14 protein-coding genes are annotated in these 15,206 nt (G+C 63.9%); 8 read left to right on the forward strand and 6 right to left on the reverse strand.

The window, feature by feature from the left end:
- Positions 1 to 16: 16 nt before the first annotated feature.
- Complete coding sequence (locus tag DN051_RS01075; RefSeq protein WP_162624756.1) at positions 17 to 640, reverse strand: TetR/AcrR family transcriptional regulator; 624 nt, start codon at positions 638 to 640, stop codon at positions 17 to 19.
- Positions 641 to 1,005: 365 nt separating this feature from the next.
- On the opposite strand from DN051_RS01075, the gene DN051_RS01080 reads away from it, so the two are divergent.
- From DN051_RS01080 to DN051_RS01090, 3 genes are all read left to right on the forward strand, one after another.
- The gene (locus DN051_RS01080; RefSeq protein ID WP_199314832.1) at positions 1,006 to 1,743 is read left to right on the forward strand and encodes an SDR family NAD(P)-dependent oxidoreductase; all 738 of its coding nucleotides are present in this window, start codon (positions 1,006 to 1,008) and stop codon (positions 1,741 to 1,743) included.
- Positions 1,744 to 2,292: 549 nt separating this feature from the next.
- Positions 2,293 to 3,162, forward strand: a complete 870-nt coding sequence (locus DN051_RS01085) for an aldo/keto reductase (RefSeq protein ID WP_112437633.1) — start codon at positions 2,293 to 2,295, stop codon at positions 3,160 to 3,162.
- Between the two features lie 502 nt (positions 3,163 to 3,664).
- Entirely contained in the window at positions 3,665 to 4,627 is a 963-nt protein-coding gene (locus tag DN051_RS01090; RefSeq protein ID WP_112437634.1) for an alpha/beta hydrolase, read from the forward strand.
- A 205-nt stretch (positions 4,628 to 4,832) separates the two neighbouring features.
- Here the strand turns inward: DN051_RS01090 and DN051_RS01095 are convergent, their stop codons facing one another.
- Positions 4,833 to 6,023 (reverse strand): M20 family metallopeptidase, encoded by a 1,191-nt coding sequence (locus tag DN051_RS01095; RefSeq protein WP_112437635.1) that lies wholly within the window; start codon positions 6,021 to 6,023, stop codon positions 4,833 to 4,835.
- 262 nt (positions 6,024 to 6,285) lie between these two features.
- Between DN051_RS01095 and DN051_RS01100 the strand changes: the two genes are divergently transcribed.
- From DN051_RS01100 to DN051_RS01110, 3 genes are all read left to right on the forward strand, one after another.
- Positions 6,286 to 6,501 (forward strand): hypothetical protein, encoded by a 216-nt coding sequence (locus DN051_RS01100; protein WP_053756977.1) that lies wholly within the window; start codon positions 6,286 to 6,288, stop codon positions 6,499 to 6,501.
- Positions 6,502 to 6,539: 38 nt separating this feature from the next.
- Positions 6,540 to 6,674 carry a hypothetical protein gene (locus DN051_RS47200; protein WP_267890842.1) on the forward strand — a complete coding sequence of 45 codons (135 nt, stop codon included), beginning with the start codon at positions 6,540 to 6,542 and terminating at the stop codon, positions 6,672 to 6,674.
- Between the two features lie 1,457 nt (positions 6,675 to 8,131).
- Positions 8,132 to 9,046 carry an MBL fold metallo-hydrolase gene (locus DN051_RS01110; protein ID WP_053756978.1) on the forward strand — a complete coding sequence of 305 codons (915 nt, stop codon included), beginning with the start codon at positions 8,132 to 8,134 and terminating at the stop codon, positions 9,044 to 9,046.
- Between the two features lie 344 nt (positions 9,047 to 9,390).
- On the opposite strand, the gene DN051_RS01115 is transcribed toward DN051_RS01110, so the two are convergent.
- The 4 genes from DN051_RS01115 to DN051_RS01125 all read right to left on the reverse strand — a co-directional run bounded on the left by DN051_RS01115 (position 9,391) and on the right by DN051_RS01125 (position 12,612).
- Positions 9,391 to 10,587: a phosphatidylinositol-specific phospholipase C1-like protein gene (locus DN051_RS01115; RefSeq protein ID WP_112437637.1), complete on the reverse strand. Its 1,197-nt coding sequence runs from the start codon at positions 10,585 to 10,587 to the stop codon at positions 9,391 to 9,393.
- A 30-nt stretch (positions 10,588 to 10,617) separates the two neighbouring features.
- Complete coding sequence (locus tag DN051_RS01120; protein ID WP_162624757.1) at positions 10,618 to 11,292, reverse strand: hypothetical protein; 675 nt, start codon at positions 11,290 to 11,292, stop codon at positions 10,618 to 10,620.
- A gap of 265 nt (positions 11,293 to 11,557) precedes the next feature.
- Entirely contained in the window at positions 11,558 to 11,779 is a 222-nt protein-coding gene (locus DN051_RS44775; RefSeq protein WP_162624758.1) for a hypothetical protein, read from the reverse strand.
- 386 nt (positions 11,780 to 12,165) lie between these two features.
- The gene (locus tag DN051_RS01125) at positions 12,166 to 12,612 is read right to left on the reverse strand and encodes a peptidoglycan-binding domain-containing protein (protein ID WP_112437639.1); all 447 of its coding nucleotides are present in this window, start codon (positions 12,610 to 12,612) and stop codon (positions 12,166 to 12,168) included.
- 524 nt (positions 12,613 to 13,136) lie between these two features.
- Here DN051_RS01125 and DN051_RS01130 point away from each other — a divergent pair.
- Entirely contained in the window at positions 13,137 to 13,529 is a 393-nt protein-coding gene (locus tag DN051_RS01130) for a hypothetical protein (RefSeq protein ID WP_162624759.1), read from the forward strand.
- 947 nt (positions 13,530 to 14,476) lie between these two features.
- The gene (locus DN051_RS01140; protein ID WP_162624760.1) at positions 14,477 to 14,893 is read left to right on the forward strand and encodes a peptidase inhibitor family I36 protein; all 417 of its coding nucleotides are present in this window, start codon (positions 14,477 to 14,479) and stop codon (positions 14,891 to 14,893) included.
- The last annotated feature ends 313 nt before the right edge of the window (positions 14,894 to 15,206 follow it).

The following is a 15,206-nucleotide window of genomic DNA, read 5'->3' on the forward strand; positions in this document are numbered from 1 at the left end:
CCTGAAATGCCGACCTTCACCGCGGGGCAAGAAGCAGGCCGAGGAGGCTGTCAACCTGCTCATCAACGGGTGGCCACGGAAAGGTCCCCAGCTTGCGCAGCGCAACGATCCCGTGTAGGGCAGTCCACAGGTGCAGAGCTACGTCATCATCCTCGCTCGTGGCAACGGCGTCCGCAACGGCTTCGCGAAGCAGATCGAATGCCTCGTCAGCTTGCTGTGTCACTTGCTCGCCCTGCGCCATCGAAGCGGGAAGAGGACTGAACATCACGTAGTAGTCCGCTGGGTGAGTAAGTCCGAAGTCTACGTATACCAAGCTCATGGCACGCACTCGCGCGTGCGGGTCATCGCCAGCCGCGACAGCGGCGCTAGTGAGCATCTCGATGAACTGCTGGAACAGTCGCTCCTTCACCACGGACATCAGTTCGCCAATGTCGTGGAAGTGAAGGTAGATCGAGGTCGTTGCCACACCAACCGCGCGGGCCACGGAACGCAAGGACAGGGAACTTGCGTCACCCGTCTCAGTCACATGCCGTCTCGCCGCCTCGATGATCTCCGATCGAAGCTGACTTCCCTCGCCCCGACGGGCAGGGCGTCGCCGTTTCTGAACTGCTTCGATCTCTGCGGGCATGGGTTCGTCCATGGGTGACATGAGGCGTCCTACCTTTCAGTGGTGGTTGCTCTGGAAACTCCTATAGATCGTCAAGCGGTCTGTCGGAGTTGACTCTGTGGGATGTTCGTGCTGGTCAGGTGCCTGTTCCTTCCACTCAAGAAGCGGTCGCGCTCCGAGTGAGTCTACAGACATAGCTTGACACCTGTAGCGCTACATGCGTATACCTATTAATGGGCTACAGCCGTTGCGTAACTGTTAGTGCGCACCATCCCGCCCGCTCGCCCCGTTCAGGGCCGACACAGGTACGGCGCAGCGCCCCCTGGCGCTGCTCGCCAAATCGCGCAGCGTGGATGCCCAAGTAGATCATTCCCGTATGTGGCTTTCGCCATATTCGCTTGAAAGGCGAACAAAAAATGAGGCTTCAAAACAAGGTCGTACTCGTCACCGGTGCCGCGAGTGGCATCGGTCTGGCCGTCACCAATCTCTTCGCCGAGCAGGGTGCGACGGTCTTCGCGAGCGACATTCAGCCGCCGGAAACTCCCTACGCGAGCGGTGTCAAGGAGATCACTCTTGACGTCACGAGCGAGGAGGAGTGGCAGTCGACGGTCGACAGCGTGGTCGCCGAGGCCGGTCGACTCGACGTGCTGATCAACAATGCCGGCATCATCGCCTACGAGCCCCTGCACGAGCTGGGTATGGAGGCGTGGCTCCGCATGATCGCTGTAGACCAGACCGGGGTGTTCCTCGGCATGCGTGAGGCCGTGCGCGTCATGCGCCCGCAGCAGTCGGGCTCGATTGTGAACATCTCGTCGATCTGGGGCAGCGCCGCAGTGGCCGGCGCACACAGCTACCACGCCGCAAAGGGCGCGGTGCGCAACATGTCGAAGAACGCGGCACTGACCTACGTCGGCGACGGTATCCGGGTCAACTCGGTCCACCCGGGCTTTATCCACACCCCTCTGACCGACTCACAGGCGGCCGACCTCAACGACGCCGTGATCGACGCGACCCCCATGAAGCGCGGCGGCCAGCCCATCGAGGTCGCCAACGGCATCCTCTTCCTTGCGTCGGACGAATCCAGCTACGTCACCGGGGCCGAACTCGTGATCGACGGTGGGTATCTGGCGCAGTAGCCAGTCCACGTGACAACCCCGGTCCGCACCCTTACGTCTCCCAGTCGGACCTGGGCCCTACGCAGTTCACCCGTCCCCCCCAAAGCCTCACCGGCGGGTGAACTGCGCAGAGCACGCTCTTGTAGCCCCGAGTCATCAGGGACCGTCGCAGCCTGGTTCGGCAAGCAGTGCAGCCGCTCCGGCCGCAGGCGCCAATGCACTACTCACGGATTACCGTGACGCCACTCGTGTGCCGGCCGTCCTGGGCGTGACTGTCGAGAGAGTGCGAGGGGTCGACCGCCTTGCCGACTCTGAAAACTTGCTACGGCTCACGGCTCACGGCTCACGGCTCACGGCTCACGGCTCACGGCTCACGGCTCACGAAATGCCGCCACATCGGCTGGTTGGGTTGCTACATGCCCCCCGACAGGAAAAGGCATCGGGATTCCTTTGCCATCGGTGCACACCGATGGCGGATTTCAAAGATTTGTCCGACCTTCCCGTATGCCGGCGATATTGTTGCCAACTTACTCAGGTCAGCCCATACAAATGTGAGAGGGCCACGCAAGAATGACCAGCAAAAACACCGCTCGTGAATCTGGCCAGTTCCACCTTGCTGGAACAACTGCAGTGACGCGACTTGGATACGGGACCTTGCAGCTGACTGGTCCGGGCGGGTGGGGCTACCCTAAGGATCCAGATAAATCCATGCGCGTGCTTCGTCGAGCGGTGGATCTCGGCGTCAACCTCATCGACACAGCCGACTCATACGGTCCTGAAGTGGCTGAGAATCTCATTCGAGAAGCCCTCTATCCCTATGCCGAAAACCTTGTCATTGCAACAAAGGCAGGTTTCACCCGACCTGGGCCTAAAAGGTGGGTTCCTGTAGGTCTCCCGGAGTATCTGAGGCAACAGGCGGAAATGAGTCTGCGCAGGCTAAACGTTGACTGCATAAGCCTGTTTCAGCTTCACCGAGTTGACCCTAGAGTGCCACTCGAGGTTCAAGTGGGTACACTTAAAGAGCTGCAGGATGAAGGAAAAATTCGGCACATCGGCTTGTCGGAAGTTGACATTCAGCAGCTCAAACGAGCGCAGCGGATCGCCCGAATTGACTCGGTGCAGAATCTGTACAATCTAGGGAATCGGGTAGCTGATCCGCTGGTTGATTACACCGAGAGAGCGGGAATTGGCTTCATCCCTTGGCATCCCCTTGCCACGGGCGCGCTCGCGGGCCATGACAGCCCCCTTTCTGCGATGGCTAAGAAGCGAAATGTAGCACCGTCTCAGATCGCTCTCGCTTGGCTGCTGCAGCGCTCATCCACGATGCTGCCCATCCCCGGAACTTCAAGTATTTCCCACTTGGACGAGAATGTTGCCGCGTCAGAAATCAGCTTGACTAATTCGGAACTGCAAATTCTGAATGGGGTCAGGGTGTATTGATAGTGGGCCTCAAGCGCCGAGTTCGAGTCATCTCACGCTCGCAGATCGTCCTTGGGTGAACCATAGGGTGATCGATCACAGAGGTATCGCGGCGTCAGAGGGTCGCAGCGCATAAGACCAGCCGGATCTCGATGCCCGGCATTGAGATCCGGCTCGCTTCCTGCACTCTCATCTGGCGTTGGCACCGCCGGCGATGTCGCCAGTGCGAGCTTGTCACCCGTGACCAGAGCCATTCACCTCGCCTATCTGAGACAACACCCCTCCAGACGCGGCAAGCAACTCGAATATTCCGACCGCAGTCGCCCAGACACGCAGATGTGCAACATTCGAGCTGTAGCCGACTGAAAGGACTCCACAATCGAGACCTAGTACGAATCGCCCCGAAGGCATCGGAGAGACCACGCGTGTGCAGGCCTCCTGCCGGTGTCAACGTAGCACTACTGAAATTGGAGACAGAACACAGCGCGTCTCCAGCCAAGCGAATTTGCGAGAGAATTGAATCATGACGCATCCTGTCAAGACCGACCGAATTTCGACTGTCGACCATCTGGTCGCACCATGGGCTGCCCGACTGGACGCCGCACTAGCCGCCCTGGAAGAAGGGCGCCTCGACGACCTGTCTGATATTCGCACCGAATATGCTGACTGGTTTTCCTCGCGATTTCCGTCTCCATCAGACGTCCTTTTCGAGGACACCGAGGCCAGCGGTGTTCCGATCACATGGGCACGCCCCGCAGATACCGTTGACGGACGCGTTCTGCTCTACCTGCACGGCGGCGGCTATCTGGTCGGTGCACCTCGCGGATACCGCGGGCTAGTAGGTCGATTTGCACGCAAGCTCAAGGCCCGAGCGGTCATCCCCGACTACCGACTAGCGCCTGACGCCGTATATCCGGCAGCCATAGATGACAATCTCGCCGTCTACAAGGCTCTGCTGGATGAGGGGTACGACGCACGGTCCATCGCCGTCTCCGGGGACTCGGCAGGAGGGGCTATGTGTATCTCGCTGATGGTAGCGGCTCAGGAAGCGGGTTTGCCGCTGCCCGCAGCAGCGGTGGCCATCTCTCCATGGGCCAACCTGGAACATACAGGAGAATCGATCAGCTCAAAATCCGATACTGATCCGGTATGCGCTCCTGAAGGGCTGCGAAAGCTGGCGCTGAACTACTTGGGCGGCCTCCCCCTCAGTAGCCCACTCGCCTCGCCCGTGTTTGCTGACGTCACTGGTCTGCATCCGGTGCAGATACAAATCGGAGAGCGCGAAATCATGCTCAGCGACGCTGTGCGCCTGGCCGAACACCTAGCCTCTTCCCGCGTGCGCGTGAATCTTGAAGTATGGCCGGACATGCCGCACGTTTGGCACCTGTTCTCGGATGATCTAGAGGACGCTGATGCCGCAATAGGGTCAGCTACGGACTTCCTCCTTTCCCACTTGTCCAGCCCTCAGGATCCGTCTTCAAAGTGATCTTGCCCAGAGCAAGAACGAGGCGAGTGTGACCGCTGCTTCGTAGGAGGTGGCGGTCTTCTAAGGGTGACCCGGCCCCACGCCTGTCGCACATCCTGCACCTCATGTGTCGGCACTTCGCTGTGATCGAAGGTCTGTTCCCAGAGGCGAAGTTGGGCGGTTGCTGGGAGTGGACCCGGGAAGTAGATGGGACGCGCCTGGGGCGTCAGCCTCCGAGGAGGCCGAGGACGGCCCGATGGTAGACGGCGTACACCGCGGGGAGTTCGGCAAGGTGTGCGCGCTCGTCGATACCGTGCAGCCCTTCGTACGGCACACCGAAGCCGGCGGTGGCCGCGATGCCCTCCCCGGCAAGCAGGTTGCCTATGTTCGACGGGCCCGCGGTCTTCGGCCGCACCGTAAGGCCAGCTTCGGCGGCGGCGCCGAGGAGGGCGGCGGCGGGCTGCTCGTCCTCGGCAAGGCGGAACGGCGGCCACGTGGCGACCGAGGTGACGTCGGTGGGCACCGCGACGGGCAGCTCCGCGTCGAGCTCGGCGACGGCTTTTCTGATGAGGGTCTCGGCGTCGTGCGCGTCAAACACCAGGGTTGTGCGGACATCCACGTTGATGTCGACACGGTCGCAGATGGCCGAGAAGCCCTGTCCGCCGTGGAAGGCGGTGACCGACAGCTTCGGCGGCAGCGGGAACCCCGAGCCGACGTCCACGTCGGGCAGCGCCGCCGTATCCAGGAGATGCACGAGGCGGGCGGCGCGGGAGATGGCGCTGACCACGGTCTGGCCGGAGCCGGAGTGCCCGGAGGGGGCGTGCACGGTGATCGCGGCCCGCCACAGGCCCCGGCCGCCGACCACGATCTCGTCCAGGCCCGGGTAGCCGATCATTACCCCGGCCGGGCGAGCCGCGACCCGGTCGGTGAGGTAGGCGCGTGCGCCGCCGAAACCGCCGGTGTGCTCGTCGACGTCCAAAAGCACGGCAAGCCCGCCTGCCAGGTCAGCGGCGCAGGGCGCGAGGTCGGCGGCGATGTGGCAGAACATCGCGGCAGCGAGCTTGGAATCCGCCGCACCTCGGCCGCACAGCCAGCCGTCCATGATGTCGCCGCAGGCCGGGGAGAACGACCAGGCGGCCTCGTCGCCGTACGGGGCGGTGTCCACACACGCGTCCAGCGTCCACCACGGGCCGGGCCGCCCACCGGGAATCTCCACCAGCAGCCCCACCAGGGCGCCCGCCGCGTCGTGCAGGCGGCGGTGCGGCAGGTCCCGAGCGGCAAGCCAGTTCTCCAGCACGCCAAGTACGGGCCCGTAGGCGTCGATCCCCGCCCGGCTCGGACGGCGGATCAGCTCGCTCGCCAGCTCGACCACAGACGCGGTTCGAACCTGGGCCGCCTGCGACAAGTCCTCGATCACGCTTCCCCGTCGCCCCCTGGTTGTGCCGTACCTGCAGCATGCGGACGGCTTCGATCCACCTTGATCATGCGAGGCCGTGCCTCGTTTCGCCAACGCCGTGAAACCGACGATACGCCTACCTGATGAGAACCATGACGTCTCATCACCTGAAAACGCACGGGCCCTGGCCGACTGATCATCCTGCGCCTGATTGCGTCAGTCGTTGTCTTAAGCTGAGACTGTTGATCACTTGGACATCTCATCTGCCTTGGAGTACCGAACTATGCTTAGCTGGCTGACGGCTGCCCTCGGTGAACTGGCCGGAGCCGTCTTCGGAATCATCTTGTTCGCCTGGTGGCTCGGCGGTCCGGCGGTGACCGCTATCGTCTGGAGCGAGGGTGACAAGCTCCTCGCGGTCCAGTTTCTAGCGGCCTGGGCTGTTGTCACCGCCCTGTATTTCACCGCGGCTTGGTTGATCCGCCGCGCTCGACGCGCTTGAGCCCTCGCTCGGACTGAGCCCAAGAAGCCTCCCCCCGAGTGGCGGACACGGTGACACTGGATCTGCTCGATCCGGAGAACCCTGCCCGGGAGGATGGGTTGTACGGCATCGACGGCGTGGGCGTCTTCCTCGACCTGGACGGCGGCCGGGGTGCCATCACGGTCACCGACTGACCCCGGCCGATGAAAGACGGTCTTCGACAGGCAGCTATCGGCACACGCGTTGTCACAGGCTGCTGGCAGCATCGCCGCTATGACCGCCATCCGTATACAACCCCGCCGGGGCCGCTCGACGTCACCGCGCTCTTCCCCCAACTGGCCCCGCTCGCGCGCACGGCGACCCGGCTGCATCCCCGCCCCGGATCGCCCACCCCGCACGACAGCTCCGTCGGCGGGCCACTGCTGTGGCCCGCCGACCAGCCGTGGCCGCACTACGAGGGAACGCACGTGTGGGACCAGATGCAAGCACCCATGTCACCGGACGACATACGTCAGTGGCGGCGAACCCGGGCAGCAGCACAGAGCCGGCGGCACCGTGATCCGCAAGGACCCTGGGCAACGCCCACACCACCCGAGCCGCCCGCGATCCAGTTCCACACCTACCTACCGGAGCCATGCCTGCTCGCACCGGAACAGGTCACCGAATACCCCCAACCCCATGGAGCTGAGCAAGAACCTGCAAGAGCAGCTCGCAGACCTCAACAGGTGGGAAGCCGCCGGAATAGCGTGGGACAACACGCACACCATCGCGCCGGAGGAGTTCTACGAGGACCACCTGTCCATCGCACCCGGCTGGAAAGGCGGGAGGCTGGACCCGCTGGGGCCTGACCGATCCCATCCCCGGACCTGCTCCACATGCGACACCCACACGGTGCCGCTGCTCACCATCGCAAGCACCGAATGGTGCGCCGACAACCACAGCTGGATCCCCCACGAGGAACGGGGCCGACCCCACGCCCCTCCTCCCGGGCACCCCACCGGCAAACATCACCATGATCGTCATCGCAAGCGGCTACGACCTGCAACTCCACCTCTGCCCTCAGTCCCCGGACCACCCGCACATCGAACTGATCCAATGAGCAATCCCTGGAATCCTCCCCGACGCCATCTACACCACGGAAGTGGTGAGTGAGACTCGTCGAACTACTCGCCACCGGGAAACCTGTGAAGCCCGGGGCCCAGGTATCGACACCGGATGGTGTCCCATCACGTGGTGCAGCCGATCAAGGCTTGGGCGTCCACCTGGGGGCAGCTCTCCCCCGCCGAGCAGCCCGAGAGCACTCCCGCACTGCCCGACACCACTCGTCGGCCATTCCGAGAGGCAGGCCCTTCCACGGCCCAGGGGTTCTCGAATGACCTGGCTTTCGCGAAAGTCGCGACCTCGACGGAGGCAGAACTCCAACCGGAACGCACTAGAGAGGCACTGACCCGCGGAAACGTGATCGATGTAGCGGCACCCGGGGAGTCGCTCGGGCCAATCCTCGGCATGACCGGGCGAGGGAGCACAGCGGCTACCGCAAACCAGGCTAATCTCACAAATCGGGCTGCCGCCCGGTCCTGAGGACGACTGGACGGTGTGACCCATGGCGTCCTCGATGTCGTCGGCCAACGCGCTTCCGAAGGAGAACAGCATGAGCCACACCGACTTCGCACACTCCCATGCACCGGGGCATGACGAGCTGGTTCCATCGCGCTACGCGCTGAAGGTGGGCGACATCGATGTCATGGTGATCAGCGACGGCGTGATGCCGATCCCCGCCACGACGCTGGCCACCAACGCCGCCCAGGACGATCTGGCGACCTGGCTCGATGACATGTTCCTGCCTCCGGAGGTGTGCAACTGGCCGTTGAACGTCGCCGTGGTGCGCAACGGTGACCGGACCATCCTCGTCGATTCCGGTCTGGGAACGCAGTTCCCGGGCTTCCCGCGAGCCGGCCAGCTGGCCATGCGACTGGACGCCGCAGGGATCGATCCCGGGTCCGTGACCGACGTGGTGCTCACCCACCTGCACATGGACCACATCGGCGGTCTGCTCGTCGAAGGGCTGAGGGGCCGGCTGCGCCAAGACCTGCAAGTCCACCTGGCGGCGGCCGAGGCCGAGTTCTGGAACGCACCAGACTTCTCCCACACCGTCATGCCGGCACCGGTGCCGGACGTGCTGCGAAAGACCGCCTCGCGGTTCCTGGACGTGTACCGCAGCCAGTTGCGGCCGTTCGAGACGGAGTACGAGGTGGCACCAGGAGTGGTGATGCAGCGCACTGGCGGGCATACCCCAGGCCACAGCATCATCCGCCTGGAGTCCGGCGGCGACCAGCTGACATTCGCCGGCGACGCCGTGTTCCAGCCCGGGTTCGACAAGCCCGACTGGCACAACGGCTTCGACCACGACCCAGAGGAAACGGCCCGCGTCCGGATCCGTCTCCTGACAGAACTGGCGGCAAACGGCGGGCAGCTGCTGGCCACCCACCTGCCGTTCCCGTCCGCCTGCCACGTGGCGGTCGCCGGCAACGCCTTTCGCTTCGTACCGGCCGTCTGGGAATACTGACCGCAGTTCGGCTGAGGCCGACGCCCGAGCACCGGGGGCGAACGGCACCCGAGCCGGACGCCGCCCTGGGGTGACCAAGCTGCTGCACTGGCTGTCGAGCCAGCCAGGGAACATCTGGCAGCAGCGCTGGGTGGCCAAGGGGGCATAGAACTTGTGCTGAGCCGTCCGAGTGGAGCTCCCAGAGCGGTGGCTGGGCAAGCGGGGGCCCTCATCGTCGTACGAGCGGGAAGACCTGGCCTCCGGTCTGCTCATGTCGATCTGACACACCCGTCGACACTGCGGTCCGTAGTACGGAAAAGAAGAGGCGGCCGTCCGGGATCGGCCGGCCGCCTTTCAGAACGCGCTCATCGGGTGGACGAGGGCTCCAGCCTGTCGTCGTGGCAGTTGCGCGGCGCGGTCACCGGGTTGCAGCGAACCGGCTCGTTACCGGGCAGCTCGGCAACGAAGTCGCTGTTGTAGCGAGCGGTCATGCCGACGCTCGGGAAGTCCGTCGTGACCATCTGCGCGCCGCTGGCCAGAGCAGTCTGGACACGGCTGAACTCGTTGTTGATGACCGTCTTCAGCGGCTCGTCCGAGCGGGTGCGGACGATGTAGCCCCGCTTGACCAGGTCGCGGATGGTCGCCTCGTTGGCACCGCGCGGGTCGTTCACCATAGTGATCGCCGCATCCGCGTCGCCGGGGTTGCCGCGAGTGAAGACCGCGCGGCCCTGCAGGCTGGGGTGCCCGTCCAGGTACATGTCACGGATGGCGCCGGGGCCGCCGTTGTCGAAGAAGAACATCACCTTGCCGCGCGCCCAGTCCAGGGTCGGCCAGCCGTTCTCCAGGATCGACTGCTCGAGCGTCAGGCCAGGGCTGCGCAGGTCGTCAGCGGTGATCAGCTGCGACTCGGAGAAGACCGAACGGATCTCCTTGTCGATGTCGTCGAGCAGCTTGCCGCTCCAGGCCGGGCTGACCGCGCCTCCGAGCTGCTCCCAGCGGTCGTCCGTCTGCTTGAGCTCCAGCTGCAGGATGATCGGCGCGTGCTGCGGGTTGGCCTTCGACCAGGTCTTCACCTGCTGCATGCAGACCACGAGGGTGCGGCAGGTCGAGTTGTAGTCCTGGTCGGCGACATGGATGACCTTCATGCCGGGTGCGGCCATGGCCGGGTCGTCGATCGGGCCGAGACCGGCCCGCTTGCGGGCCAGCGGATGCTGATACAGGCCGCCGTCGGGGTCGGGCAGCAGGTCGAACTCGAGCGCGCGCACGTTCTGCCGGCCCAGCAGATCGGAGACGGACGCGTGCGAGTAGAAGCCCCACGACGGGTATCCAGGGTCGATCTTGATCGACTCGGCCAGCTCGATGCCCTGCATCTCCCGGTGGAAGGCGTTGTGGGCGCCCATGAACTGGATCTCGTTCATCCGGACCTTGCCGGAGTGCGCAGTGGCGCTCGCGGCGGCCGGGTTCGGCTGCTGAGCCGAGACGGCACTCGGCACGACGGCGCTCGTGAAGACCGTCGTCAGCACGGCGGCAAGTATGACGCCCAGGCGGGCACGGGTGATCATCAGTCCTCCATCAGTGACAACCCCCGCAACCTAGAGATCAGTTATGTCCCGACGGTGCCGTCCACCCGCCGGAAGATCACCGGCCAAATGAATCCTGCCTGAACTGGCCACGCGTCTCCGCACCGCTCGAGAGCCGACGGGTGCGGGCCAGGAGTCCTGCGCCGGCATGAGTTCTTCGAGGGCGTGGGACGGCTTCTTGCGGCGCCGCGGAGAAGCCGGTGCCGCCGCCAGGCGCCATAACGGCCTGGTGCACGATCGTGTGTTGAGCGTGTAGGCGCTGACGGGCCGCTCGATCGTCAGGACCGCCGACGCCAGGATCATCCTGGTGAAGGGGCTGTGGCGGCCGTTGGTGCGGTGGCGCACGACGCGGATGTATCCGCCGATGAGGATACGGGTGGCGAAGGAATAGCGGTGGTCGTGCGGGAAAAGCTGGTTGTCCGGCTGGGGGTCCAGGTCGAGGCGGATATCCAAGCTGCCGTCCGGTGCCTCGTACAGCGACAGCCGGTTGGACAAGAGGGTGACGCGGGTGGGGGCGAGTTCAAGGTCGGCCAGGACCCCGAACACGAGTCGAGTCAGGACAGTGCGGTCATCGGCGAGCCGGTTCAGCAGGTTGCGGTTGACGGAGTGCACGCCACGCAGACAGGGTCTGTCGAGCGAAGGCACCTGGGCGACACAAGGATCCTGGTGCGGCACGACGACGAGCAATACACCGACGTACCGTCAGCCGTGGCAGACCTGGCACTGGATCTTCAGCCGGTGGTACCGGCGTGGCTCCCGTGTAGCGGCGGCGAAGTCGATGTTGCTCCGACACCATTCTTCGCGCCCTGCGCCACCGCCATGCCTTTGTGCGGCACGCTGCTGAAAAGTACCGCTGGGAGCGACGGTTCCCCTCGGGAAGCGGGCCCCCGCACTGGCTGCACCTCGTCACGCTGTTGCGTGCCACGGTTTAGAGATCCTCCGCGGCGGTCCGTCACAGCCAGAAGGCACCCGCGTGGCCGATCGCAGGCGCAGGCGGCAGCCAGCCCGTTGCTGGGCAGCTTCGGCCGCGGCCTGCGTGATCTTTGTCGCTGCCGGAGACGACATCGTCCTCGAGGGAGACGACGTGCCGGCGTGCCGCGCACCACCACTTGGCCGCCTCCAGCCGGGCGCCGTTGATCTTCCCGTTCCTGCTGCACGCGCTCGCGTTCGGCATCTGCCGCCTGACAGCGGGCTTCACGGCGCACGCTCGACAGTCTCTGCTGCAGGCTTACGGCCGCGCCCGCTGCCGCGCAGGTTCGGCGCCGGCCCGCTTCTGGTTGCTTCGGCGGAGCCAGCACTCGCTGGAAACATGGACGCCATGCATACGACCACGAAAACTGCGGCAACAGGGCCTCCTGCGGTCGGTTTGGTTCGCACCACGAGCCACCAAGAGGCCCCGCTCTCAAGCCCTGGCCCATCACTCGATCAGGACCCGTGGTCGAACAGGCCAACCCGTGAGCGACAAGCTGATGGCAACGCCGTACGGCTCCGCTCTGGCCTCGCCGCTGGGCAGGTGCCCGAGTAGGTGACCAGTTCGCAAACTCGTCCGCTCACCCCGGCTCAGAAGTCCCAGGCATACCACCGCAGCCATTCCCAGGACTCAGGGCCCGGCACGCCGTCAACGGCGAGGCCAGCTCTCCAGGGTGAGCCGTTGACCTTCCTCTGGAATTCCTTCATAACAGCCTGCGAGTTCGGCCCGAACACACCGTCAACCGTGATGCTGTACCCGATCTCCTTCAGGAGGCACTGTGCTTCCGCCCCCGAACTGGTCACCACGGTCTTCGACGGGACCGCAGTCCACCCGCTGTAGTGACCCGCGAAGGCATAACCGGTGGTGTTGTTGTAGGTGTACGAGCATGTGGCGGCTTGGGCGCTCGCTGTCGGTCCCGCGACCGCAAGACCGACGCCCAAGGCGATGGCCGCAGCCATGGTGGTGATCTTCCTTCCAGCCAGCATGAGCTGGTCCCCTCCCTGTACGAAGCACTCGTGTGCGAGAGGAGTCTGCATAAACGATCGACTACAGGAAGCCTAGTTGGAAAAACTGAAGCGCATGACTCTGCCAGGCACGGCCCGTCTCGCCGCGCGAGGACCATCAGACCCCTCGAGGACCTCGACGGCCATTGGAAGGCCGCAGCAGGCACTAGCTGGCGCAGTTGTTGACGCCGATGCACCCGACGGCGGGAGCACTGGATGCTGGAGAACCTCAGCCCAGAGTGCCGCTCTGATTGACCAGGGGCAGCTGGGGCTCCTCCATTGAAGCCCCGCACCGTCCACCGCTGCACCCTGGCGCAGCAGCGCCGTTCGTCGCCGCCCGATGTCTTCTGCTCCACCGACCCGACGCTCCAACGGCCAGGCAGCGCGGAGGCCGTGCCGACGCACAACACCACCTCCCATGCGTAGGATCCCCCCGGCGTGCCAGCCTCTGCCCCAGGCCCGCTCCACTCTCCTGAGAAACAGTCGGCTGCGGTCCAGCTCGGAATGCCGGGTTTCAGCCGCTCCGAAGCAACCACAGGGACGCCGAGATCATCCTCATGATTGAAGCCGGAGGCGAGCGAAGACTGAGATCAAAACGGAACCGACAACCCGTCCTCGCGCAGACATTGTTGCTGCACAGTTCTCCCGTCAGCGTGGAAGGCGGCGGCAGCGCAGAGTGGCTGTTCGACATCTTGGTGGATGGCCGTCCCAAAACCTATCTGCAGTTCGCGGAGGAGTACTGCGAGGTCACAACGGACATCGAGGCCATCTGCCACGTCTACGTGCTGCGGCCACTCACTCAGAGTGTCGTAGCAGCGTTGAATCCGCACGTCGAGCTCGTTGAGCTCGCTGAAGTTCTCGCACAGATCGAATATCCCGTTCCAGGGGCTGAAGTTGACCCCGAACCCGCCTGCTCACGGGACAGGCCCGTTTCTCACCACGACAATTAGCTGCAGCAACGCGGTAGTCAGGGTGTCGAGGACCCGTCGCTTCTCAATCGACGCAGAGACGCCGCCAACTTCTGGCTATGGCAGTGCACTTGGGCTCAGGCACAGATCGTGGAGAGCGGTCGCAGAGTGGCACCAGGCAGGTCGCTTCGCGGCTCTGATCACAGCTGTTCGTGGTAGAACCTGATTTTCTGGGGCTGGAAGTTGCGGACGATCGTCCAGAATTCCTGACGGCCAAGATCGTCGGCCCAACGGTCGAGTTCGTGGTCCGCGTCGCGGAAGAACCAGGACTCGAAGTGCCCCAGTGCCCGAAGTAGAAGAAGGGGCTCTTATCGAAGTTCGCCGTGTCGCCGAATGTAATGATCGGGATCGACGGAAGCGTCGTTGATCTCGAACTGTCGTGCAAGGTCCAGGGTGAAGACGGGCGGTGAAGCTGTCACAGCAGGAGCCCCCGCCCCAGACTGGGGCGAGGACCTCGGTGGAGCGCCGGCCCGAACTTGCACCTGGACCTCTCAACCGAAAGTCAAGTGTGCGTTAGAGGTCATCTCATTGGACGTCGGGGGGCACTCGAAATGAGCAGGGCATGATGGTGCAAGCGCTGGTAGTACCGATGGCCTGTTGGATCGCTGATCTGCGTCCCGCCTCCGTCCAGAGGACGGACGGTAACGTGTCCTTCAGTTGCTGTGGTCTTTGTCATTGCCTTCTGCGCTACTCAGCACTGGATGATGTGGGAGCGAATTGCCGCCTCCGGCCTCATTGGGCCAAGTCCCAATGAGGCCAACCGGAAACAAGCAATACGAACCTGGACCTCAACTGATGGGCATTAGGGTCGAATCCACACTGTCGCACGGCTCCCTGCGACCTTGTGGCCGAGTAGGTGCTCTCCGCGCAGTTGGGCGGAGGTGCCTTGCTGCGTACGCAAACACTTCAAAGTACTCTAAGGACATTCAGTGACGGCAAAGAAGAAGCTTGCAATGGTCCTGGCCCCGACTGTTTCAGCTCTGGGGCTTGTAGTCGGCGGGGTCGGGTCCGCTTCTGCCTCCGACGTCGACGTCATGGCCTACAGTTGCCAAGACAATGAGGTCTGCTTCTACCAGCATTCCAACTACACCGGTTCGGTATTCGTGCCGTCCGAGCTGAAGTATCGTTCCGCTGTTGTAGACTTCGGTATTCGTAATTTCGTCAACGGAGTCAACACCGACAACGCGGTGTCTTCCGTCAAGAACACAACGGGCTGGATGTTCTGCGCATATGATCGCCCGTACCAGAAAAACCTTATGCACTACTTGCGCATCGATACGGACGACAACTTCGTTGGCGATAAGGCGCATCTCAATGACCGCATCAGCTCTGTAGGACCCTGCTAGGTGCATTAAGCGCGGCCCACTGATCGGGTGACGTGAACCTTGCGCGCCACGCACCGTGCTCCCGTGCCGTTGAGGAAGATATGGGATGTCTCAACCCACCGGCGCGGGAGCTTCGTTGATTTCCCGCTTCACGACGTCGCGTCCGGCCCACACTATGTTGGCCCCCGTTGCTGTCGGCTGTGGGTTCGCGGTCGGCAGGGCGCACGCGTACGGCTTGGATCGATCTTCTCGGTGATGCCGCCGAGGCTGTGTGCTGTGTGCCGCCGACCTTGGGTCTGCTGCTGGGACGGCACCTTCGCTGGGTGCGACCGGA

The organism is Streptomyces cadmiisoli, from assembly GCF_003261055.1.
GTDB lineage: Bacteria > Actinomycetota > Actinomycetes > Streptomycetales > Streptomycetaceae > Streptomyces > Streptomyces cadmiisoli.